Source organism: Streptomyces sp. NPDC020362 (assembly GCF_040642095.1).
In the GTDB taxonomy this organism is placed as follows: Bacteria; Actinomycetota; Actinomycetes; order Streptomycetales; family Streptomycetaceae; genus Streptomyces.
On the sequence record NZ_JBFAET010000116.1, the window covers coordinates 1 to 23,173 of the forward strand.

A 23,173-nucleotide genomic window follows, 5' to 3' on the forward strand; every position below is an offset into this window, starting at 1 on the left:
GCCCGGCCGGCCGGCTCGCCGAACACGCCGAGGCCGCCCGGGACGCCCGCACGTTCGCCGAGGAGTCCGAGGCGGAGCTGGCCGAGGCGCGCACCGCGCGGGCCGAGGCCGACGAGGTCGCCGCCGAGGCCGTGCAGATCCGCGACGAGCGGCAGGAGGCGGCGCAGAAGGCCCGGCGCGCCGCCGACGCCCTCGCCGGACTCGCCTTCCGGCTGCGCGAGCGCGCCGGCTGGCAGGTGAAGCTGCGTGAACTCGCCGACGAGGCCGCCGAGTCGGAGGCCCGGGCCCAGGTCTGCCTGGAGCGTGCCCGCGCCGCCGACGAGGACCGCCGCGCAGCCCAGCGCGCCGCCGACGACGCCCGCCGCACCACGCGTGCGCTGCGCGCCGAGCGCTCCGAGATCGCCGGCGCCCCCGACGACGTACCCGAGGACGACGCGGACGCCCCGAAGGCCTCCCTGCCCGCCCTCCGCGAGGCTTACCGCGCCGCCTCCCAGGTGTACGAGAAGGTCGGCGTCGGCGCCGACCTGCGCGCCGAGCAGGCCCGCGCGGAGAGCGACGAGAGCGCCGCCCGCGCCGAACTCGACCGGCTCAGCAACAAGGTCCGCACCCGCGCCGAGCTGTTGCTGCAGTCGCCGGACGGCTCGGACGGCCCATCCCGGCAGGCCGCCGCAGCACGTGCGGAGGAGCTGGTGCAGCTCCTGGAGACCCGGATGTCCACCGCGAGCGAGCAGCTCGGACGGTTGCGCGGCGAGGCCGAGCGGCACGCCCCCGAGGACGGCGAGGCACACACCGAGCTGACCGAGGAACTCCTTCCGCGCGACGCCGAGCACGCCCAGGCCCTGCTGCGCACCGCAACGGCCGAACTCGCCGCCCGCACCGAGGCACTGGCCGAGGCCCGGGAGGCGCACGCCGAGCTGCTGGAGGCCCACCGGGCCGCCGAGGACGCGGCGAGCGGCTTCGACGAGATCGCCGCGATGCTCCGCGACCTGCTGCGCGAGCACGCCCCCGAGGAGGAGCAGGAGGAGCCGGAGCCCTATCCGGGCAGCCCGGAGGAGGCCCGGCACTCGGCCGCCGAGGCACGCCGCTCGCTGCGCGGCTGCGCCGCCGACCTCTCCGCCGCCGAGTCCACCGTGCGGGAGGCCAGCGACGTACTCGTCCGGCACGCCAACTCCACGCGCTACGAGCAGGTGCGTACCCCCGCCCGGCAGCAGATCCGCGAGCTGCCCGCCTCCGCGCTGCCCGAGCACGCCCAGAAGTGGGCGGACGCGTTCGCGCCCCGGCTGCGCGTCCTCACCGACGAGCTGGCCCAGCTGGAGCGCAACCGGGACTCGATCGTGGACCGGCTCAGGGGACTGGTCGAGTCGGCCCTCGCCACCCTGCGCTCCGCCCAGCGGCTCTCCCGGCTGCCGGAAGGGCTCGGCGAGTGGTCGGGGCAGGAGTTCCTGCGCATCCGCTTCGAGGAGCCGGACCAGGCGACGCTCACCGAACGGCTCGGCGAGGTCATCGACGAAGCCACGCGAGCGGCCGTGAAGAAGAACTCCGACCTGCGCCGCGACGGCGTGTCCCTGCTGCTGAGGGGAGTGGCGGCAGCACTCCAGCCCAAGGGCGTGGCCGTCGAGATCCTCAAGCCCGACGCCGTACTGCGCGCCGAGCGGGTGCCCGTCGGGCAGATGGGCGACGTGTTCTCCGGCGGCCAGCTGCTCACCGCGGCCATCGCGCTGTACTGCACGATGGCGGCGCTCCGGTCGAACGACCGGGGGCGCGACAAGCAGCGGCACGCGGGCACGCTGTTCCTCGACAACCCGATCGGACGCGCCAACGCGACCTACCTGCTGGAGCTCCAGCGGGCCGTGTCGGACGCCCTGGGCGTGCAGCTGCTGTACACCACCGGCCTGTTCGACACGACCGCGCTCGCCGAGTTCCCGCTGGTGATCCGGCTGCGCAACGACGCCGACCTCAGGGCGGGCCTGAAGTACATCAGCGTGGAGGAACACCTCCGGCCCGGTCTGCCCCAGCAGCCCCAGGCCGGAGAAGCGGTGCACAGCGAGATCACGGCGACCCGGATGTTCAAGAAGCCGTCGCCGAGTGCGCCCTAGCGTCCGGCAGGTGGAGAACTGCGGGCCGTTCGTGGCTGGTCGCGCAGTTCTCGGTGTCCCGAGCCGCTCTGCGCGTCCTCCTTCAAAAAGTCCGCGCGCTTTCTCCCCGATCATCATCGTCGCAGGTCCGGGGGGCCGGGCCGGGTTCGGTGTCGTAGAAGACGCCCGCCTCCCACCACTGGCTGGACGTGGTGGTCATCGGCTGCTGCGCCTCCCACATGATGACGCCCTCGGGATGGTCCTGGAGGTTCTCACCGACGCCCGCCGAGTCGACGACCACCTCGACGCCGATCTCGCGCAGATGCCCGGCCGGGCCGATGCCCGACAGCATCAGCAGCTTCGGGGAGCCGATCGAGCCGCACGAGACGATCACCTCACGCCGGGCCCGTACCGTCCGCGTGTGCACGAGGGCAGCCTTCTCGCGCACCACGAACGGAACGGCCGCACGGTCGCCGTACTCTCCGTGAACCGCCCCACCCCTTCATGAGGGCCCAGCGGGCACTCGGGCGGGAGGAGAAGCAGGTGGCCGGCCGGGCTGCGAGGGCTGCGAGGACCCCACTGTGAGGGCCACGAGGCCTGTGAGGGCCGTGAGGACGGTGGGGACCGGGGGTGCCGAGCGGCGCGCCCGGCCCGCCTGCCGCGGCCCGCGCCTGCCGCACAGGGGTACCCGAGCCGGCCCGTCCGAAGGTCAGGAGTGCGACAGCTGCCCGGTGCCGCCCCGTCGGCGTATCCGCTCCTGCTCCCGCTGGGCGGCCCGCTCCTGACGCCGATGGGCGCGGCGCTCGCGGCGCAGCGATCGGGCCGTGCTGCTCGGCTCGGAGACCACGCCGTACCGCTGATTCCACACCTGGCGGGTCACCCACACGTCGACCACGGCCCAGGTGGCGACCACCGTACTGACCACGCTGCTGATCACCATCGGGAACGCCGGCCAGGAGCCCGCCAGCGTGCACAGGAACGCCACCATGGCCTGGATCAGCGTCACCGCGATGATCAGCACCGCCCGCACCGCCGCCGTACGCACCGGGTCCGGCATGCGGCGCCGCCGCATGGGCTCCTCGACCCACAGCGGCCGGTGGTACGGCTCCTGCTGCCACCCGTCGGACGCCCCGGCACCCTCAGGCGCCGGAATGTCGCGATCCGGTGCCTGCCGGCGCCGACGCGCCGCCGAGCGCTCCGCCCCGCTCTCCTCGGGCGCCTCGCGCCGCTCCGCCGTCCCCATCACCGTGTCACTCCCCACCGCCAGCAGACCGCTCGCCCCGGTGCCCGTAGACGCCGACTCCCCAGTGGCTGCCCGGCTTGCGCTGATTTACGCCGCCGGGGTGCGGGATGCGGCTCCTGTGGCCGATTCCGCCCCCATTTCCCGTAGAGAAGGACGAACAACGGCCCCTGAAGATTCCCTCCTTGCGAAAACTTCCAGCCAACCACTTGTCCGTACTGCTTCGGCCGTCCCGGCGCAGGCGCGCGCATCCCGGGCGCAATCTCCCGCAATGCCCGGACAACTCGCCATCTCTCACTGCCAGAACGGAGACTCATCCTCCGGACGTGTCTTCGAGTTAGCTGTGCAGCGGTAGTAGGCTCGCGCCGTTTGTTGACGGACATGTGTACCCCCGGCCGGCGGGGGTCGAGCTGGGGGAGGCCATGCGCTTTCGCGGGAAGTCGATCCGCCGGAAGATCGTGGCGCTGCTTCTCGTGCCGCTGCTTTCCCTGACCGCCGTCTGGGGCTTCGCCACGGTGCTCACAGGACGTGAAGTCACTCGCCTCTTCCATGTGACCGATGTCGTGCAGCACATCGGCTATCCCGCCGACGACACGGTGCGCGTCCTGCAGCAGGAACGCCGCCAGACCCTCGTCTACCTCGCCGACCCGCGTGCGGCCGACGCCCTCTCGGCGCTGCAGCGCACCCGCGCCGCCACCGACCGGGCCGTCGCCAAGATCCGGAAGAACGCGGGGGACCACGACGTCCTCGACGCCATGGACGCGGACGAGTCCGAGCGCCTCACCGCCGTCCTGGACGCCTTCGACGGCCTCGACTCCCTGCGCCGCAGCGTCGAGGAGCGCACGGTCAACCGCGCCCAGGCCCTCGATCGCTACAACCAGCTCGTGGACCCCTGCTACTCGCTGCTCTCCGCCCTCGACGGCATCGACGACGTCGAGATCGAGAAGCAGGGCCAGGCCCTGGTCAACATCAGCCGCGCCCGCGAGCTGCTCTCCCGCGAGGACGCCCTGCTCGGCTCCTCGCTGGTGGTCGGCACACTCTCACACGACGAGACCCGCGACATCTCCGACCTCATCGCCCAGCGGACCCTCCTGTACGACACCAATCTGCCGCTGCTGCCCGCCGGAGAGCGCGAACGGTACGAACGCTTCTGGAAGAACGCCACCACCGCCCCGCTGCGTGTGGCCGAGGAGACCGCCGTCGCCACCGATGCCGGAACCCCGCGCGGTGTCACCGCCCGGAGCTGGGACTCCGCCGCGGGCGGCGTTCTCGACGGTCTCGGCACCCTCGACGACCAGGCCGGCGACCGCTTCCAGGACCGGATGCGGCCCGTGGCCATGAGCGTGATCATGCAGGCGGCCGTCGCGGGCGTCCTCGGCCTCGTCGCCCTGCTGTTCTCCATCGTCCTGTCCGTGCGCGTCGGCCGCAGCCTCATCCGCGATCTGCGGCAGCTGCGCCTGGAGGCGCACGAGGCGTCCGGTGTGCGGCTGCCCAGCGTGATGCGACGCCTGTCCGCCGGTGAACAGGTCGACGTCGAGACCGAGGTGCCCCGGCTGGAGTACGACAAGAACGAGATCGGTGAGGTCGGCCAGGCGCTCAACACCCTTCAGCGCGCCGCCGTCGAGGCTGCCGTCAAACAGGCCGCACTGCGGGCCGGTGTCTCCGAGGTCTTCGTGAACCTCGCCCGGCGCAGCCAGGTGCTGCTGCACAAGCAGCTCACCATGCTCGACACCATGGAACGCAGGACCGAGGACACCGACGAACTCGCCGACCTCTTCCGCCTGGACCACCTCACCACCCGTATGCGCCGGCACGCCGAGGGCCTGGTGATCCTGTCCGGTGCCGCTCCCTCGCGGCAGTGGCGCCGGCCCGTGCAGTTGATGGACATCGTCCGCGCCGCCGTCGCCGAGGTCGAGGACTACGAACGCATCGAGGTCCGACGCCTGCCGCGCGTCGCCGTCACCGGCCCGGCCGTCGCCGACCTCACCCATCTGGTGGCCGAACTCCTGGAGAACGCCACGGTGTTCTCGCCGCCGCACACCGCCGTCCAGGTGCTCGGCGATCGGGTCGCCAACGGCTTCACCCTGGAGATCCACGACCGGGGCCTGGGCATGGCGGCCGAGGCACTGCTGGACGCCAACCTCCGGCTCGCCGAGACCCCCGAGTTCGAACTCTCCGACACGGACCGGCTCGGCCTGTTCGTGGTCAGCCGCCTCGCCCAGCGCCAGAACGTCCGGGTCTCCCTGCAACCGTCCCCCTACGGTGGCACCACCGCCGTCGTCTTCATCCCCGACACCCTGCTCACCGACGACGTCCCGGACACCAACGGCATCGGCTTCCGCCTCGACCGGGACCGCCCCTCGAGGGAAGCCGGGCAGGCGGCGAGCCTCACCCCCGCCCGGTCGCACGCGCCGGTGCAGCTGCCCGGACCGCCGACCTCCCTTCTGGACGGACCGGTCGAGCTGGAGGCCCCTGTGGACCTGGACGCCGTCGACGGCTTCCCGGGCGCCCTCACGGACGCGGAGAGCGAGCGCGGTGGGCTGTTCCGCCCCCGGCGCTCCCGCCGCAGCGCCGACGAACCGGCAGCCGCCCGGCCGGGTGACTCCCATCAGCCGGCCTCCTTGGGGGTCGCCGACGGTACAGCCGACGACAGGGCGATCGGTGACCGCTCCGGCGGACCCGTACCGTTGCCCCGGCGGCAGACGCCCAAGCTGGTCAGCTCGCACGGCAGGCCCGTCACCGAACAGCGCTCCCGGCGCGGCGACGCGGCCGAGCCGCCCGCCCCCGGCCCGCGCCGCCCCGACACGGGGGGACTCGCACCGCTGCCCACCCGCCGCCGGGGCGAGGCGGCACAGCGGTCCACCGGGCTCGCCGACGCCGGTGACCGGCGCACGGCGGCCGAGGCGGGCGGCACGGACGGGACCTCCGAGGCCCCGGCCCTGCCCGGACGGCCCCGCAGGCCTGCGACCCCTCCTGGCGGTAGCTTGAGCGATGCAGCTCCGCCCACCGGCAGGGCGGCCCCGGAGCCCGGGCCCGGCAACGGGCCGCTGCCCCGGCGCGTACGACAGGCCAACCTGGCTCCGCAACTGAGGCAGGAGCCCGAACGACGCCCCGAAGCGGCGGCGCAGCCGGCGGACCGCGACGCCGACGAGGTCCGCAGCCGGATGGCCTCGCTGCAGCGCGGCTGGCAGCGCGGGCGTGAGGAGAACGCCGAGGGCGACAGCGCCCAGGACGGCACAGCACACGGAACGACTAAGGGGGACGGTCCATGACCGCACCGAAGGCCACGGGCTCCACGGAGACGAACAAGATGGAGCTGAACTGGCTCCTGGACGAACTCGTCGACCGGGTGGCCAGCATCCGCAAGGCCGTCGTGCTCTCCGGCGACGGTCTGCCCACGGGCGTGTCCAAGGACCTGACCAGGGAGGACAGCGAGCATCTGGCTGCCGTCGCGTCCGGCTTCCACAGCCTGGCCAAGGGGGTGGGCCGCCATTTCGAGGCGGGCACTGTCCGGCAGACCGTGGTCGAGCTCGACGACGCCTTCCTGTTCGTGACCGCCGCCGGGGACGGCAGCTGCCTCGCCGTCCTCTCGGACGCCGACTCCGACGTCGGTCAGGTCGCCTACGAGATGACGCTCCTGGTCAAGCGGGTCGGTGTGCATCTGGGTACCGCTCCGCGCACCGATCTGCCCGCAGGCGGGTAGTGGGATGACATGAGCGGAGACGGTCAGGGAAGAAGCCACTGGTTCGACGACGAGGCCGGGCCGGTCGTCCGTCCCTACGCCATGACGCGCGGACGGACCACGAGTCCGGCACAGCACCGCCTCGATCTGATCGCGGTGGTCGTCACCGAACCCGGCGCGGGAGATCCGGAGGGGGACCCGACGCTCGCCCCGGAGCATGTGGAGATCGTCGGACTGTGCCGTCACGAACCGCAGTCGGTCGCCGAACTCGCCGCGGAGCTCGACCTGCCCACCGGAGTGGTGCGCGTGCTCATCGGGGATCTCGTGCACGCGGAACTCGTTCATGTGACGCGGCCGGTACCCCCGGCCGAGCTGCCGGACGAGAGTATTCTGCGCGACGTGATCAACGGCCTCCGGGCACTGTGACCGGCGCGGAAGCGGAGTAGTGACGTGACAGGCTGGCAGTTCTGGGTCGACCGAGGCGGCACCTTCACCGACATCGTCGCGCGTCGCCCGGACGGCCGTCTGCTGACGCACAAGCTGTTGTCCGACAACCCCGCCCGGTACGCCGACGCGGCTGTCGCCGGCGTACGCGAGCTGCTCGGCGGTTCCGGGGAGCCCGTCGACGCCGTCCGCATGGGGACGACGGTCGCCACCAACGCCCTGCTGGAACGCAAGGGCGAACGCACCCTTCTGGTGATCACCCGTGGCTTCCGCGACGCCCTGCGCATCGCCTACCAGAACCGTCCCGGCATCTTCGCCCGCCGCATCGAATTGCCCGAGCTGCTGTACGAGCGGGTGATCGAGGCCGACGAACGCATCGCCGCCGACGGCACCGTCCTGCGGGCCCCCGACCTGGACGCCCTCGCCGCTCCCCTCCGGCAGGCGTACGACGACGGGATCCGCGCGGTCGCCGTCGTCTGTCTGCACAGCCATCTCCACCCCGCCCACGAACATGCGATCGGCGATCTCGCCGCCGACACCGGCTTCCCGCAGATCTCGCTCTCCAGCGAGGTCAGCCCGCTGATGAAGCTCGTCCCGCGCGGGGACACCGCCGTCGTCGACGCCTACCTCTCGCCCGTACTGCGGCGCTACGTGCGGCACGTCGCGGACGAACTGCGCGGCGTGCGGCTGATGTTCATGCAGTCCAACGGCGGGCTCACCGAGGCCGGTCAGTTCCGCGGCAAGGACGCCATCCTCTCCGGGCCGGCCGGCGGGATCGTCGGCATGGCCCGTATGTCGCAGCGCGCCGGCTTCGACCGCGTCATCGGCTTCGACATGGGCGGCACCTCCACCGATGTCTCGCACTTCGCCGGCGAGTACGAACGCGTCTTCACCACCCGGATCGCAGGCGTCCGGCTGCGCGCCCCCATGCTGGACATCCACACCGTCGCCGCCGGCGGCGGCTCGGTGCTCCACTTCGACGGCTCCCGCTACCGCGTCGGCCCCGACTCGGCCGGCGCCGACCCCGGACCCGCCTGCTACCGGGGCGGTGGCCCGCTCACCGTCACCGATGCCAACGTGATGCTCGGCCGCATCCACCCAGGCCACTTCCCCGCGGTGTTCGGCCCGGACGGCGACCAGCCGCTGGACGTCACCCTGGTCCGCGACCGCTTCGCCGCCCTCGCGCGCGAGATCCGCTGGCGGACCGGTGACGACCGCACCCCGGAGCAGGTCGCCGAGGGCTACCTGCAGATCGCGGTCGCCAACATCGCCAACGCCGTGAAGCGGATCTCCGTCCAGAAAGGCCACGACGTCACCCGCTACGCCCTCACCACCTTCGGCGGAGCGGGCGGCCAGCACGCCTGCAGGGTCGCCGACTCCCTCGGCATCCGCACCGTCCTCGTACCCCCCATGGCCGGTGTCCTGTCCGCGCTCGGCATCGGCCTCGCCGACACCACGGCCATGCGCGAACAGTCCGTCGAAGCACCCCTGGAAGCCGCCTCGATGCCCGGCATCCGCAAGACGGCCGACGACCTCGAGGCCGCCGCGCGCGCCGAACTCCTCGCCGAGGACGTCCCACAGGAAAGCATCGGGATCACCCACCGGGCCCAGCTGCGCTACGACGGCACCGACACCACCCTCACCGTCGAGCTGACCGAGCCCGGCACCATGAAGCACGCCTTCGAAGAACGTCATCGCGCCACGTACTCCTTCACCCTCGACCGCCCGATCGTCGTCGAGGCCCTCTCCGTCGAAGCCACCGGCATCACCGCACCCCCCGATCTGTCCGCCCTCGCCCCCTACGAAGGCCGGCCCGCCGCCCCCGAGACCGTCCGTCTGCACACCGGCGGCACCTGGCACGACGTACCCCTCCACCGCCGGGAGACCCTGCCGCCCGGCGACACCGTCACCGGCCCCGCGGTCATCACCGAGGCCGGCGCGACGACCGTCGTCGACGACGGCTGGCAGGCCGCGGCGACCGACGACGGGCATCTGCTCATGGAACGCGCGGCGATTACGCAGAGTTCCGACCTCGACACAAAAGCCGACCCGGTCCTGCTCGAGGTCTTCAACAACCTCTTCATGTCGATCGCCGAACAGATGGGCGCCCGGCTGGAGTCCACGGCCCAGTCCGTCAACATCAAGGAACGGCTGGACTTCTCCTGCGCCCTGTTCGACCCGGACGGAAACCTGGTGGCCAACGCCCCCCACATCCCCGTCCATCTCGGTTCCATGGGCACCAGCGTCAAAGAGGTCATCCGCCGCCGCGGCACCGCGATGCGCCCGGGCGACACCTACGCCGTCAACGACCCGTACCACGGAGGCACCCATCTGCCGGACGTCACCGTGATCACCCCGGTCTTCGACCCCCGGCCCGCGACCGACACGGAGAGTGATCCGCGGATCCTCTTCTACGTGGCCTCGCGCGGCCACCACGCCGAGATCGGCGGCATCGCCCCGGGCTCCATGCCCGCACACAGCCGGACCATCGACGAGGAGGGGGTCCTCTTCGACAACTGGCTGCTCGCCGAGAGAGGCCGCTTCCGGGAGGAGGAGACCCGCCGTCTGCTCACCGAGGCGCCTCACCCGTCCCGCAACGTCCGCACCAACCTCGCCGACCTGCGCGCCCAGATCGCCGCCAACCAGAAGGGCGTCGACGAAGTCCGCCGCATGATCGGCGAATTCGGCCTCGACGTGGTCCAGGCCTACATGCGGCACGTCCAGGACAACGCCGAGGAGGCGGTCCGCCGCGTCATCGACGCCCTGGACGACGGGGAGTACGCCTACGAGACGGACTCGGGTGCCGTCATCCGTGTCCGCGTGCGCGTCGACCGCAGCGAGCGCCGGGCGACCATCGACTTCACGGGCACCTCCGCACAGCTCGCCACCAACTTCAACGCGCCCTTCTCGGTCGTCAACGCGGCGGTCCTGTACGTCTTCCGCACCCTGGTCGCCGACGACATCCCGCTCAACGACGGCTGTCTGCGCCCCCTGGACATCGTCGTACCACCCGGATCCATGCTCGATCCCGAGCCGCCCGCCGCCGTCGTCGCGGGCAACGTGGAGACCTCACAGGCCCTCACCGGCGCCCTGTACGCCGCGCTCGGCGTCCAGGCCGAGGGCTCCGGGACCATGAACAACGTCACCTTCGGCAACGAGCGCCACCAGTACTACGAGACCGTCGCCTCCGGTTCCGGAGCGGGCGACGGCTTCCCCGGCGCCGATGTGGTCCAGACGCACATGACCAACTCGCGGCTCACCGACCCCGAGGTGCTGGAGTGGCGGCTGCCCGTCAGGCTCGAGGACTTCGCCGTCCGTCGGGGGAGCGGCGGGGCCGGCCGGTGGCGCGGCGGAGACGGCGCCGTGCGACGCATCCGCTTCCTCGAACCCATGACCGTCTCCACGCTCTCCCAGCACCGCCGTGTGCCGCCGTACGGCATGGCGGGCGGCGAGCCCGGAGCGCTCGGCGCCAACCGGGTGGAGCGGGCCGACGGCACGGTCACCGAACTCGGCGGAAGCGGTTCGGCGGACGTCGGTCCCGGCGACGTACTCGTCATCGAAACCCCTGGTGGCGGCGGCTACGGCCGACCGTCGCCCGATAACCATCAAGCAGGAGAAGAGATCGATGATCGTCGGGCGTTCTGAACGCGGCAAGCCCCCGGTCGAGCCCGTCACGCTCAAGATCCTGGTGGCCGGCGGCTTCGGCGTGGGCAAGACCACCCTCGTCGGCGCGGTCAGCGAGATCAGGCCGCTGCGCACCGAGGAGTCGCTCACCGAGGCCGGGCGCCCGGTCGACGACACCACGGGCGTGGAGGGCAAGCACACGACCACCGTGGCCATGGACTTCGGCCGCATCACCCTGCGCGAGGACCTCGTGCTGTACCTGTTCGGGACACCCGGACAGGAACGGTTCTGGTTCATGTGGGACGAGCTGTCCGAGGGCTCGCTCGGTGCCGTGGTCCTCGCCGACACGCGCCGCCTGGAGGACTGCTTCGCAGCGGTCGACTACTTCGAGAGACGCGCCATACCCTTCCTCGTCGGCGTCAACTGCTTCGAAGGGGCCGACCGTTACCCCGCGGAGACCGTCCGCCAGGCCCTCGACCTGGACGAGGACGTGCCCGTCCTGCTGTGCGACGCCCGCGACCGGGAGTCGGCCAAGGAAGTGCTGATCGGAGTCGTCCAGCACGCGATGGAGTACGCGGCCGGCCGCCGCCAGGCCGTCACCACCTGACCCACGGCACGGCCCGTACCCCCGCCGACCGGGGTACGGGCCGTGGTCCCTGTGGGGAGCCACGCGCGTGTGCCCGCCCCGGGCACACGGCACGCGCGCGTGAAGCGCGCTCCGGCGCCTAGACCTCGTCGTCCTCGAGCCAGGCGAAGCTCTTCTCCACCGCCCTGCGCCAGTTGCGGTACTCGCGGTCGCGTACCCGGGCCTCCATCGCCGGTGTCCACTGGACGTCCTGCTGCCAGTGCGACTTCAGCTCGTCGAGGTCGTTCCACACACCCGTGGCCAGACCGGCCGCGTAGGCGGCGCCCAGACACGTGGTCTCGGACACCCGGGGCCGGATCACCGGCACGCCGAGGACGTCCGCCTGGTGCTGCATGAGCAGGTTGTTGCCGGTCATGCCGCCGTCGACCTTCAGGGTGGTGATCCGCACCCCCGAGTCCTGGTACATGGCGTCCACGACCTCGCGCGTCTGCCAGCTCGTCGCCTCCAGGACGGCGCGCGCGAGGTGGGCCTTCGTGACGTACCGCGTCAGTCCGGTGACGACCCCGCGCGCGTCGGAGCGCCAGTACGGTGCGAACAGCCCGGAGAACGCGGGAACGATGTAGGCACCGCCGTTGTCCTCGACGCTCGCCGCCAGCGTCTCGATCTCGTCGGCAGTGCGGATGATGCCGAGCTGGTCGCGGAACCACTGGACGAGCGCGCCCGTTATCGCTATGGACCCCTCCAGGCAGTACACCGGCGCCTCACCGCCGATCTTGTAGCCCATCGTCGTCAGCAGCCCGTTCTTGGACGGCACCGGCCGGTTGCCGGTGTTGAGCAGCAGGAAGCTGCCGGTGCCGTAGGTGTTCTTCGCGGTGCCCACGTCGTAGCAGGCCTGCCCGAACACGGCGGCCTGCTGGTCGCCCAGGGCCGAGGCCACGGGCACCCCGGCGAGTTGGCCGACGGCGGTGCCGTACACCTCGGCGGACGACCGTATCTCGGGCAGGACCGACTCGGGGACGTTCATCGCGGAGAGGACGGAGGGATCCCACTGGAGGGTTTCCAGGTTCATCAGCATGGTGCGGCCGGCGTTCGTGACGTCGGTGACGTGCCGGCCCCCGTCCGTGCCGCCGGTCAGGTTCCAGATCAGCCAGGAGTCGATGGTGCCGAAGGCGATCTCGCCGCGTTCGGCGCGATCCCTGAGGCCGGGCACGTTGTCCAGCAGCCAGGCCGCCTTGGGCCCGGAGAAGTAGCTGGCCAGCGGCAGTCCGGTCTGGTCGCGGAAGCGGTCCTGGCCGTCGGCGCCGCCCAGTTCGTGGCACAGCGCCGCGGTGCGGGTGTCCTGCCAGACGATCGCGTTGTGCACGGGCTTGCCCGTCGCGCGGTCCCACAGGACGGTGGTCTCCCGCTGGTTCGTGATGCCGAGCGCACTCAGCTGGCCGGCGCGCAGCCCGGCCTTGGCGAGCGCCCCGGCCACCACGGCCTGCACCTTGGACCAGATCTCGGTCGCGTCGTGCTCCACCCAGCCCGGCTTGGGGAAGATCTGGCGGTGCTCGCGCTGGTCGACGGCGACGACGGCGCCACCGTGGTCGAAGATGATGCAGCGGCTCGAAGTGGTGCCCTGGTCGATGGCGGCGACGTACTTCCCGGCGGTGTCCGTCATGGCTACCCCTTGGTCGCTGGATCAGAAGGCTGCGTTGTAGATGACGCCCGCGAGCGCCCCGCCGATCAGGGGGCCGACGACCGGGATCCAGGCGTATCCCCAGTCGGAGGTGCCCTTGTTCGGGATGGGCAGGAAGGTGTGCACGATCCGGGGGCCGAGGTCGCGCGTCGGGTTGATGGCGTAGCCCGTGGGCCCGCCCAGGGACAGTCCGATGCCGACGACGAGCAGCGAGACGATCAGCACGGTGGTGCCGGACTCGCCGAGCCCCTTGGTCAGCCCGAAGGCGAGGACGGGCAGGACGAGCGCGACGGTCGCGATGATCTCGGTGACGAGGTTGGCGACCGGGTTCCGGATCTCCGGGACGGTGGAGAAGATGCCGAGGGTCGGCGTCGGCTCCTCCGCCGGGTCCTCTTCGTGCACATTGGCCTGGAACTGGGCCAGGTAGACCAGATACGTCAGGACGGCGCCGAGCATCGCGCCGACGAACTGGCCCAGCAGATAGACCCAGACCTTGCCCCACTTGCCGGTGTCGACGGCGATGCCGATGGTGACCGCGGGGTTGAGCTGGCCTCCGGAGAGGGGAGCCGCGGTGTAGGCGCCGGCCAGCACGCCGAACCCCCAGCCGAACGCGATGACGACCCACCCCGAGGCGCGCGCCTTGGAGTGTCTGAGGGTGACGGCGGCGCAGACACCGGCACCGAACAGGATCAGGATCGCGGTGCCGATGACTTCGCCGACGAAGATGTCTCCGTTGCTCATGGCGGCTCCCTAGGCGCCGGTTCGGGGCGAGCGGCCCCGGCCCTCCGTGCAGAAACGGTTCCCTTGGCGACTTCAGCCGAATGCAGGGAGGGTCCCGATCCCCGCCCGGCGTCCGTGACGAGCGTGCCGTCGCAGCCGGATCGCCCAGGGGGACGCAGCGTGGATGAGGAAAGGCCCACGGCGCAGTGCCTGATAACGCCGAGAATGTACGGCGATGTCGGCTGACACCGGGAAGTGTTCACCGGCGCAGAGGGACCGTCAAGGTCGCCGACGGCAACGATGACAGCGGTTTCCCGGGAGCGGATACTCACGGGGTCCTTCCCACACGTGAGGGATCAACGTCCCGGCACGGCAGGGGTGTTCACCGGAGCGGCTCGACGGCCGCGCACCCCGCCTGGGCCGGGGCCGCGCCCGCCCCGCGCCGGATCTCGAGCCCGGGGAGTCCCGCGCGTCCGAGTACCCAGCTCGTCCCGTTCAGCGCCTTCGCCGTCTTCTTCAGCGGAGCCAGGCGGGCCGCGGCCTGCCGGTGATCGGACACGCTGCCGGGCACGCACACGATGGTCGCCAGCGACAGGGTGACCGCGCGGCCGCCCGCCGACCAGGGCGCGTCGAGCACGGCGGCCACCAGCGGGTCGAGCGCCTCCTCCTCGGCCAGCACCAGGAAGTCGTCCCCGCCGATGTGGCCCACGCGCGCGTGCCCGGCGACCGTCTCCTGCAGCGCCCGACCCACCGAGCGGATCAGCTCGTCGCCGGCCGCGAACCCGGAGCCGTCGTTGACCTGCTTGAAATGGTCGATGTCCAGCCAGCTGAGCGCGAACGCCCGCCCGTCGGCGATGCGCCGGTCCACCTCGCTCGTGATCGCGTCGGAACCCGGCAGCCGGGTCAGCGGATTGAGCCCGGCCGCCTCCTCCACCCGGGTCTCGGCGAGCGCCCGCACGAGATCCGCGAGCCGTACGACGCCCACGCAGCGGCCACGGCGGTCGACGACCGCCACATCGTCCGAGGTGCGGTCGCGGCCGCCGACCGCCACCACGTCCAGCACCTCCCAGGCGGTGGCGTCGACACCGACCGTGCGCGGCGCGTCCCCCAGTTTGAAGGCGGGCCGGTCCGCGTACAGGGCGTGCCCGTACCGGCCGGACATCGACAGCAGGAAACGCGAACGGTGCACCGAGCGGACGGGCGCTCCGGACTGGTCCACGAGCAACACCCCGGAGACGTCCGGCGAGCCGGTCAGCAGCGCCCGTACCTGCCCGGCCGAGGCGGTGACCGGCAGAACGGCGGCGGGCCGCACGAACTCGCGCACCGACGGACCGGAGCGGGGCATGGCCGGCGCACCGGGAGTGCTCGGCGGAACGTATACCTCCGCCGCCGGGATCCGGGCCGGCGGCGCGAACAGCTGGCCCTGGGCGAGCTGTGCGCCGGCCGCCAGGGCCGCCGCGCACTGCAGCTCGGTCTCCACGCCCTCCACTGCCACCAGGGCGCCCAGCTGCTCGCACAGGGTCCGCATCGCCCGCACCGCGGCAGGCCGGGCCAGCAGCGAGGCGTCGAGCTTCACGAGGTCGGGGGCGAGGTCGGTGAGCAGTCTGAGAGGCACGTCCCCGTCCCCGATGCCGTCGGCGCTGATGCGGAAGCCCTGCTCCCGCAGCGCGGTCACCGCCTCCAGCAGTGCCCGTTGGGGCACATGGGTGTACGGCGGCACGACGTCGAGGGTCACCTCCCAGGGCATCCGCCCCGCCGCGCGTACGGCGGCGTGCAGCGGGGCGAGCCCCCCGAGATCGGCGAGCGTGGCCGCGAACACGTTCAGGTGCAGCGGCAGCAGAGTCTCCTTGCGAGTGGCCGCACGGAGGGCCAACACGGCCAGATTTCCGTCGAGTTCGGGGTTCCGTCGGGCTTCGGCCAGGATGTCGCCGGTCTCCGGGCGGGCGAGTATCTCCAGTGCGGCGACCGCGCCAGTCCTCAGGTTGACCACCGGCTGGAAGGCGAAGCGGAGAGTATCCGTCCAGGAGTGCACGGGAGCATGATGTCGCTGCCCGGTTACGCCCAGGCCCAGTTCATAAGACGTTCACGCAGCATTCCGGGCCGATCACGCAGCGTTGACAACCCCATGGGGCCCGCCTGCCGCACATGCCCGTGACGGGCTCCGCTCACCGCACCGCGATCACCGACGATCCGTGCCCGAACAGTCCCTGGTTCGCCGTGATCCCCACGCGTGCCCCGGCGACCTGCCGGTCGCCCGCCGCGTCCCTCAGCTGCCAGGTCAGCTCACAGACCTGGGCGATGGCCTGGGCCGGCACCGCCTCGCCGAAGGCGGCGAGCCCGCCACTGGTGTTGACGGGTATACGGCCGCCCGGGGCCGTCGTACCCTCCCGCAGGAGTTTCGCGCCCTCGCCCTCGCCGCACAGCCCCAGATCCTCGTACCACTGCAGTTCCAGCGCCGTGGACAAGTCGTACACCTCCGCCAGAGACAGGTCCTCGGGTCCGATGCCCGCCTCCTCGTAGGCGGTCCGGGCGATCGACGCCCGGAAGGTCTCGCCCGGGGGCTCCACCGCGACGGCCGAGTCCGTGGCGATGTCCGGCAGGTCCAGCAGCGTGTTCGGGAAGCGCGGTGTCACCGTCGAGACGGCCCGGATCCGTACGGGCCGCACCGCTCGGTGCCGGCGTGCGAAGTCCAGGCTGCACAGCACCAGGGCGGCGCCGCCGTCGGAGGTCGCGCAGATGTCGAGCAGTCGCAGGGGATCGGCGACCACCGCGGAGGCGGCGACCTCCTCGGGGGTGACCCGCTTGCGGTAGCGCGCGTACGGATTGAGCGCTCCCAGGGCGGCGTTCTTCACCTTGACCAGGGCGAAGTCCTCCAGGGTGTCGCCGTGCACCGCCATGCGCCGGCGCGCGTACAGTCCGAAGTAGGCCGGGTTCGTCGCGCCCAGCAGGCGGAACCGCAGCCAGTCCGGATCGTCGGGCCGATCCCCGCCCGCGGGGCGGAAGAACCCCTTGGGTGCGGAGTCCGCCCCCACCACGAGGACGACGTCCGCGAGCCCGGCGAGGATCTGCGCGCGTGCGGTCGCGATCGCCTGCGCCCCGGACGCGCACGCCGCATAGACGCTGGCGACCCGGGCTCCCTGCCACCCCAGGGCTCTGGCGAACGTCGCTCCCGCCACGTACCCCGGATATCCGCCACGCACCGTGTCCGCGCCCACGATCGAGCCGACGTCCTGCCACTCGAGACCGGCGTCCGTGAGGGCCGCGCGGGCCGCCGCCGTCCCGTACTCGGCGAAGCCGTGCCCCCACTTGCCCCATGGGTGCATGCCCACGCCGAGCACCGCCACGTCCGCCGTCATGCCGTCACCCCCGTGGGCCGCCAGTGCCAGGTCGTCCAGGTCGTCCCCGGGTCCTCGTGGAGCACTCCGGGGACGACCTCCACCTCCATGCCCACCGTCAGGTCGGCGACGGTGACCCCGGGAACCGCCTGCCCCAGCACCACGATCCGCTCGGGCTCCAGCTCCACCGCGATCAACGCGTACGGCTCCCAGGGAAGTTCCGGGTTGCTCACATAGGGTGACGGAGGGCGGTAACGGCTGTCGGTGTACGACCAGATCCGGCCCGTCCGTGACAGCGGGACCTCCTCCAGCGCGCCGCCCGTGCAGCGGGGGTTGCGGCAATGGCCGTCCTCCCGGGGGAAGAAGACGGTGGCGCAGGACGAGCAGCGGGTGCCCAGAAGCCGGAAGCGGTCCCCCTCGCCGGTGAACCAGCCGGAGACCGCGGGTGTGCGTGGGTGCGACAACGTTCCTCCCGGCGATACGTGACCTGACGGAGCGTCAGAAGTGTGCCACGGGCAACCGGAAATGGGCAGGGCGTACCGCGCAACCGGACGGCCCGTTTCGGTGTCGTGATGACAGGGGGCGATCCGGGGCCGACGGGGGTGGTCCTGGGTCGGCCCTCCTGGTCCCCGCTCTCTCCCTGAGCGACGTTGCCGGAAGACGCCCTTCCTCTGATCGGATACAGTCCGCGCGTGTCCGAAATTCAGCACTCGACTGCCAACTCTGTGCCCGATTCGCACTGTTCGAGCTGTGGAGCGCCCTACGGGGAGGGCATCTCCGGCTGGCCGCGCACCTGCCCGTCCTGCGGAAACGTCGCCTACCGCAACCCGCTGCCGGTCGCGATCGCGCTCCAGCCCGTGTACGACACCAAGGGCACGGCCCTGGTGGTCATCACCCGGACCATCGCCCCCGCGCGCGGAGGCACGGCACTGCCCGGCGGATACGTCGACGACCGGGAGGACTGGAAGCAGGCCGTCGTCCGCGAACTCAAGGAGGAGACGGGCATCGACGCCTCCGCCCGGGACGTGCGGCTCGTGGACGCCATGAGCTCCCCCGACGGGCATCTGCTGCTGTTCGGACTCCTGCCGGAACGCCCCGCCGAAGGACTCCCGCACTCCGAGGCCACCGACGAGACCGAGGGCTGGCAGCTGCTGCGCAGGCCCGAGGAACTCGCCTTCCCGCTGCACACCCTGGCCGTACGGGCGTGGTTCGAGGGCCGCTACGTCTGAGCCGCCCGCTCAGCCGAGTCCCCGGATGCGCACCGGGTAGGGCGGCTCGGTGGCACCGTCCTCGCTCTCCCGGGTGACCACCACCTTTGCTCCCTGCAGGCGCGCGGCATAGCGTTCGATCGACGGTTCGTCCCACCCCTGGCCCGCGTCCGCCACGACCAGCCCGCCACCGGTCCGTCCACGGGCGGGCGCCCACACCTCCAGCTCCAGTCCGCCGTCCTCGCCGCGGACGGGAAGGACCGCGCCCGCGCGCGCGAGCACCGGAATCCGCGACAGCGGCGCGTCCACGAGCACCTGCGCCGGACCCTCGTACGCCTGCTCCGTCACCGTGTCGTACCAACGTCCCCGCGGCAGCTGCACCGCACGCCGGTCGGCCCCCGGGCCCAGGACCGGCGCCACCAGAAGACAGTCGCCGAGCAGGAACGCGTCCTCGCAGTCGCGCAGCGCACGGTCCTCCGGCGATCCCCACCACACCGGCCGCACATAGGGAGCGCCGGTGCGCCGGGCCAGATGTGCCAGCGTCATGAAGTACGGCAGCAGACGCCGGCGCTCGACCAGCGCCACGCGCGCGTGCTCCAGCACCTCGGAGCCGAACTCCCAGGGCTCGCGGCGTCCCGCCCGCAGACTCGCGTGCGTCCGGAAGAGCGGCAGATACGCGCCGAGCTGGAACCAGCGCAGATACAGCTCCGGCGACGGACTCCCGTCGAAGCCGCCCACGTCCGGACCCGAGTACGGCACGCCGCACAGCCCGAGACCCAGCACCAGCGACAGTGAGGCCCGCAGGCCCGGCCAGCCCGTCGCCACGTCCCCCGACCACGTGCCGCCGTAGCGCTGCATGCCCGCCCAGCCGGACCGTGAGAACAGGAACGGCTGTTCCCGGGGCGTCAGCTCGCGCAGCCCCTCGTACGCCGCTCTGGCCATGCAGAGCGCGTACACGTTGTGCGCCTCCCGGTGGTCGCCGCCGCGCCCCTCCAGGGCGTGCCGGGCCGACCGCGGCAGCGTCGGCTCGCCGAAGGCGTTGAACGACGTCGGCTCGTTCATGTCGTGCCAGAACCCCGAGAAGCCCTGCTCGAGCCGCTCCTCGTAGAGTCCGCCCCACCACTTGCGCACGCGCGCGTGCGTGAAGTCCGGGAAGACCGACTCGCCGGCCCACACCTCGCCCCGTACCGAGCGGCCCGCGGCGTCCCGTACGAACGCGTCCACGGCCGACCCGCCGTCGTACACGGCGTTGCCCGGCACAGCCTTCACCGCCGGGTCGACGATGGACACCAGCCGGATCCCGTCCCGGCGCAGCTCCTCGGCGAGCACCGGCAGCTTCGGAAAGCGCTCCTGGTCGACGGTGAACACCTGGTGGCCCTCGTAGTGGTCGATGTCCAGGTGGACGGCGTCCAGCGGCAGACCGTGCTCCTGGTAGCCCGCGACGATCCGGCGCACCTCCTGCTCGCTGCCGAAGCCCCACCGCGCGTGATGGTGACCGAGCGCCCACTCCGGAGGCAGCGCGGGTGCACCGGTCAGCGACGCCCAGGTGTGCAGCACGCGCGCGGGGGTGCCCACCATCACCCAGCAGCGCAGCGGACCGCCCTCCATGCGCACCTCGCAGCGCCCGGCCCGGTCGTGCCCGGACCCGGCGCCCTCCTCACCCTCCTGCAGGATCACCCGGCCGTCCCACGTGGTGTCGTGGAACACCAGATGGGACGCGGCGTCGGCCACCACCAGCTGTACCGGCATGGTCAGGTACAACGGATCGTCGCCGGGCCCGAACGCCCGTCCCGGATCGGTGTTCCACAGCCGGTACGTGCCGTCCCGCAGCCGAGGCCCGGCGGCGCGCCCGCCCAGGCCGAAGAACCGGGCGTCCGCCGCCACCTGTGACTGCTGCCTCCACCGTGCCGTGCCTCCGCCGACCGGCTCCCACCAGCGCGGCGGCAGATCCTGCCGCAGCAGCACGCCGCCGGGCGTGCACACCTGCACCGCGCCGTGCCGGGAGACGACGACGGTGACCCGCTCGGCCACGACCCGCCAGCCACCGTCCTTGTCCGGCTCCAGCACCACGCGCGGATCCGGCTCGGGACAGGTCCCGGCCAGCGCGTACGACGGCTCCGGGCCGGCCCCGTCCCAGCCCCAGAAGACGGCACCGTTGACCGCGACGGTGATCCGCAGCTCGGACCGGCTGAAAAGGATCAGGCCGCCCCCCGGGCCCGGCTCCACGCCCTGCACCTGCCCCGGGACCCGCGCGCGCTCGACGCCCCGCGGCGGCAGCCCGGCGGCGTCGATGCGCCTCCTGCGCCAGGCGGCCCGCACGGTACGCAACCCCTGAGCCGCCCTCCCCGAACCGACCAGATTCACCGAACGCACCAGGTCACGACCGTCCATGCTGTTCACCCTGCCACTGACCGCCTTACGCGCGCGTCTCGTTCAACTTCCGTTCACCCGTGCCAGGACCACATCTTCACGACGCGGACTATGTGGGGCGCACCCTGGTGCAGAAGTCGATCACATGGCATCGTCCCTGTCAGCCGCGTCACGCGCACACCCCAGCCCGTGCGCGGACCGACGCACACGACGCGCACAGTCCGGGAGCAGCCCCATGTCGACCGCGAACCCCCAGCCGCTCTGGCAGCCCGATCCCCGACGGATCGCCCAGGCCCGCATCACCAGCTTCCAGGCCTGGGCCGCCGAGCACCACGGTGCCCCGGCCGAGGGCGGCTATCAGGCGCTGCACCGGTGGTCCGTCGAACAGCTGGACACGTTCTGGAAAGCGGTCACGGAGTGGTTCGACGTACGGTTCTCGACGCCCTACGCGCGCGTGCTCGGCGACCGCTCGATGCCGGGCGCCCAGTGGTTTCCCGGAGCCACCCTCAACTACGCCGAGCACGCCCTGCGCGCCGCGGCCGACCGTCCGGACGAGCCCGCCCTCCTGTACGTCGACGAGACCCATGAACCGCGCCCGGTCGGCTGGGCCGAGCTGCGCCGCCAGGTGGGCTCCCTCGCCGCCGAACTCCGCACCCTCGGCGTACGCCCCGGCGACCGCGTCAGCGGCTACCTCCCGAACATCCCCGAGGCCGTGGTGGCCCTCCTCGCCGCGGCCGCCGTCGGCGCCGTGTGGACGTCCTGCGCCCCCGACTTCGGCGCCCGCAGCGTCCTCGACCGCTTCCAGCAGGTCGAACCGGTCGTGCTGTTCACCGTCGACGGCTACCGCTACGGCGGCAAGGAGCACGACCGCCGCGAGACCGTCGCCGAACTGCGCCGTGAGCTGCCCACCCTGCGCGCCGTCGTCCACATCCCGCTCCTCGGCACCGAGGCCCCGCAGGGCGCCCTGGAGTGGTCGGCGCTGACGGCGGCGGACACCGAGCCCGTCTTCGAGCAGGTCCCGTTCGACCACCCCCTGTGGGTGCTGTACTCCTCCGGCACGACCGGCCTGCCCAAGGCCATCGTCCAGTCCCAGGGCGGCATCCTCGTCGAGCACCTCAAGCAGCTCGGCCTGCACTGCGACCTCGGCCCCGAGGATCGATTCTTCTGGTACACGTCGACCGGCTGGATGATGTGGAACTTCCTCGTCTCCGGCCTGCTCACGGGCACCACGATCGTCCTGTACGACGGCAGTCCCGGTTACCCGGACACCGGCGCACAGTGGCGGGTCGCCGAACGCACCGGAGCGACCCTCTACGGCACCTCGGCCGCCTACGTCATGGCCTGCCGCAAGGCGGGCGTGCACCCCTCGCGCGACTTCGACCTCTCCCGGGTCCAGTGCGTCGCCACCACCGGCTCGCCCCTGCCCCCCGACGGGTTCCGCTGGCTGCACGACGAGGTCTCTGACGACCTGTGGATCGCCTCCGTCAGCGGCGGCACGGACGTCTGCTCCTGCTTCGCAGGAGCCGTACCGACCCTGCCGGTGTACATCGGAGAACTCCAGGCGCCGGGCCTCGGCACCGACCTGCAGTCCTGGGACCCGAGCGGCAAGCCGCTCGTCGACGAGGTGGGCGAGCTGGTCGTCACCAACCCCATGCCGTCGATGCCCGTCCGCTTCTGGAACGACCCCGACGGCAGCCGCTACCACGACAGCTACTTCGACACCTACCCGGGCGTTTGGCGCCACGGCGACTGGATCACCGTCACCTCGCGCGGGTCCGTGATCATCCACGGCCGCTCCGACTCCACCCTCAACCGGCAGGGCGTACGCATGGGCTCGGCCGACATCTACGAGGTCGTCGAACGCCTGCCGGAGATCAAGGAGTCCCTCGTCATCGGCGTCGAGCAGCCCGACGGGGGCTACTGGATGCCGCTGTTCGTGCACCTGGCGCCCGGCGCCACCCTGGACGAGGCCCTCCTGAACCGGATCAAGCAGGCCATCCGCGAACAGCTCTCGCCGCGCCATGTGCCCGACGAGGTCATCGAGGTCCCGGCCGTCCCGCACACCCTCACCGGCAAGCGCATCGAGGTCCCGGTCAAGCGCCTTCTCCAGGGCACGCCCCTGGAGAAGGCCGTCAACCCCGGGTCCATCGACAACATCGCCCTGCTGGGCTTCTACGAGGAACTGGCCCGCAAGCGCGCCTGACCCGACCA

At 72.1% G+C, this 23,173-nt stretch carries 14 protein-coding genes and 2 pseudogenes; 8 read left to right on the forward strand and 8 right to left on the reverse strand.

What is annotated here, in order from left to right; all coding sequences use genetic code 11:
• Window positions 1–2,096 (forward strand): annotated as a pseudogene (locus AB0H32_RS31285) (hypothetical protein); the annotation flags it as partial.
• Window positions 2,097–2,235: 139 nt separating this feature from the next.
• Here the strand turns inward: AB0H32_RS31285 and AB0H32_RS31290 are convergent.
• Window positions 2,236–2,526, reverse strand: a pseudogene (locus AB0H32_RS31290) (GMC family oxidoreductase N-terminal domain-containing protein); the annotation flags it as partial.
• Window positions 2,527–2,784: 258 nt separating this feature from the next.
• Entirely contained in the window at window positions 2,785–3,318 is a 534-nt protein-coding gene (locus tag AB0H32_RS31295) for a hypothetical protein (protein WP_361127381.1), read from the reverse strand.
• A 419-nt stretch (window positions 3,319–3,737) separates the two neighbouring features.
• Between AB0H32_RS31295 and AB0H32_RS31300 the strand changes: the two genes are divergently transcribed.
• The 5 genes from AB0H32_RS31300 to AB0H32_RS31320 are packed head-to-tail and all read left to right on the forward strand — an operon-like array spanning window position 3,738 to window position 11,672.
• Window positions 3,738–6,587 carry a nitrate- and nitrite sensing domain-containing protein gene (locus AB0H32_RS31300; RefSeq protein ID WP_361127384.1) on the forward strand — a complete coding sequence of 950 codons (2,850 nt, stop codon included), beginning with the start codon at window positions 3,738–3,740 and terminating at the stop codon, window positions 6,585–6,587.
• On the forward strand, window positions 6,584–7,018 hold the full coding sequence (locus tag AB0H32_RS31305; RefSeq protein ID WP_361127387.1) for a roadblock/LC7 domain-containing protein: 435 nt from the start codon (window positions 6,584–6,586) through the stop codon (window positions 7,016–7,018). Before AB0H32_RS31300 ends, AB0H32_RS31305 begins: the two co-directional genes overlap by 4 nt.
• Before the next feature lie 9 nt (window positions 7,019–7,027).
• Complete coding sequence (locus AB0H32_RS31310) at window positions 7,028–7,423, forward strand: DUF742 domain-containing protein (RefSeq protein WP_361127389.1); 396 nt, start codon at window positions 7,028–7,030, stop codon at window positions 7,421–7,423.
• Window positions 7,424–7,447: 24 nt separating this feature from the next.
• Window positions 7,448–11,086 (forward strand): hydantoinase B/oxoprolinase family protein, encoded by a 3,639-nt coding sequence (locus tag AB0H32_RS31315; protein ID WP_361127391.1) that lies wholly within the window; start codon window positions 7,448–7,450, stop codon window positions 11,084–11,086.
• The gene (locus tag AB0H32_RS31320; protein WP_361127393.1) at window positions 11,067–11,672 is read left to right on the forward strand and encodes an ATP/GTP-binding protein; all 606 of its coding nucleotides are present in this window, start codon (window positions 11,067–11,069) and stop codon (window positions 11,670–11,672) included. Before AB0H32_RS31315 ends, AB0H32_RS31320 begins: the two co-directional genes overlap by 20 nt.
• A gap of 118 nt (window positions 11,673–11,790) precedes the next feature.
• Here the strand turns inward: AB0H32_RS31320 and glpK are convergent, their stop codons facing one another.
• The 5 genes from glpK to AB0H32_RS31345 all read right to left on the reverse strand — a co-directional run bounded on the left by glpK (window position 11,791) and on the right by AB0H32_RS31345 (window position 17,848).
• On the reverse strand, window positions 11,791–13,311 hold the full coding sequence (gene glpK / locus AB0H32_RS31325; RefSeq protein WP_361127396.1) for a glycerol kinase GlpK: 1,521 nt from the start codon (window positions 13,309–13,311) through the stop codon (window positions 11,791–11,793).
• Window positions 13,312–13,332: 21 nt separating this feature from the next.
• On the reverse strand, window positions 13,333–14,070 hold the full coding sequence (locus tag AB0H32_RS31330) for an MIP/aquaporin family protein (protein ID WP_361127399.1): 738 nt from the start codon (window positions 14,068–14,070) through the stop codon (window positions 13,333–13,335).
• A gap of 361 nt (window positions 14,071–14,431) precedes the next feature.
• Window positions 14,432–16,081, reverse strand: a complete 1,650-nt coding sequence (locus AB0H32_RS31335; RefSeq protein ID WP_361127402.1) for a GGDEF domain-containing protein — start codon at window positions 16,079–16,081, stop codon at window positions 14,432–14,434.
• 133 nt (window positions 16,082–16,214) lie between these two features.
• A complete protein-coding gene (locus AB0H32_RS31340) occupies window positions 16,215–17,405 on the reverse strand; it encodes a lipid-transfer protein (protein WP_361127405.1) in 1,191 nt (396 codons plus the stop codon).
• Window positions 17,402–17,848, reverse strand: coding sequence for a zinc ribbon domain-containing protein (locus AB0H32_RS31345; protein WP_361127408.1), 447 nt, complete (start codon window positions 17,846–17,848; stop codon window positions 17,402–17,404). Before AB0H32_RS31345 ends, AB0H32_RS31340 begins: the two co-directional genes overlap by 4 nt.
• A gap of 228 nt (window positions 17,849–18,076) precedes the next feature.
• Between AB0H32_RS31345 and AB0H32_RS31350 the strand changes: the two genes are divergently transcribed.
• Window positions 18,077–18,613: an NUDIX domain-containing protein gene (locus tag AB0H32_RS31350; RefSeq protein ID WP_361127411.1), complete on the forward strand. Its 537-nt coding sequence runs from the start codon at window positions 18,077–18,079 to the stop codon at window positions 18,611–18,613.
• Window positions 18,614–18,622: 9 nt separating this feature from the next.
• Here AB0H32_RS31350 and AB0H32_RS31355 read toward each other — a convergent pair whose 3' ends face one another.
• Entirely contained in the window at window positions 18,623–20,983 is a 2,361-nt protein-coding gene (locus tag AB0H32_RS31355; RefSeq protein WP_361127414.1) for a TIM-barrel domain-containing protein, read from the reverse strand.
• A 214-nt stretch (window positions 20,984–21,197) separates the two neighbouring features.
• Here AB0H32_RS31355 and AB0H32_RS31360 point away from each other — a divergent pair, with 214 nt between their 5' ends.
• A complete protein-coding gene (locus AB0H32_RS31360) occupies window positions 21,198–23,165 on the forward strand; it encodes an acetoacetate--CoA ligase (RefSeq protein WP_361127417.1) in 1,968 nt (655 codons plus the stop codon).
• The last annotated feature ends 8 nt before the right edge of the window (window positions 23,166–23,173 follow it).

Bases quoted from the DNA above. Each gene is read 5' to 3' on its own strand.
- AB0H32_RS31295 (WP_361127381.1), bottom strand. From the start codon at position 3,318: ATGGGGACGGCGGAGCGGCGCGAGGCGCCCGAGGAGAGCGGGGCGGAG.
- AB0H32_RS31305 (WP_361127387.1), top strand. From the start codon at position 6,584: ATGACCGCACCGAAGGCCACGGGCTCCACGGAGACGAACAAGATGGAG.
- AB0H32_RS31330 (WP_361127399.1), bottom strand. From the start codon at position 14,070: ATGAGCAACGGAGACATCTTCGTCGGCGAAGTCATCGGCACCGCGATC.
- AB0H32_RS31360 (WP_361127417.1), top strand. From the start codon at position 21,198: ATGTCGACCGCGAACCCCCAGCCGCTCTGGCAGCCCGATCCCCGACGG.
- AB0H32_RS31300 (WP_361127384.1), top strand. From the start codon at position 3,738: ATGCGCTTTCGCGGGAAGTCGATCCGCCGGAAGATCGTGGCGCTGCTT.
- AB0H32_RS31355 (WP_361127414.1), bottom strand. From the start codon at position 20,983: ATGGACGGTCGTGACCTGGTGCGTTCGGTGAATCTGGTCGGTTCGGGG.
- AB0H32_RS31310 (WP_361127389.1), top strand. From the start codon at position 7,028: ATGAGCGGAGACGGTCAGGGAAGAAGCCACTGGTTCGACGACGAGGCC.
- AB0H32_RS31320 (WP_361127393.1), top strand. From the start codon at position 11,067: ATGATCGTCGGGCGTTCTGAACGCGGCAAGCCCCCGGTCGAGCCCGTC.
- glpK (WP_361127396.1), bottom strand. From the start codon at position 13,311: ATGACGGACACCGCCGGGAAGTACGTCGCCGCCATCGACCAGGGCACC.
- AB0H32_RS31340 (WP_361127405.1), bottom strand. From the start codon at position 17,405: ATGACGGCGGACGTGGCGGTGCTCGGCGTGGGCATGCACCCATGGGGC.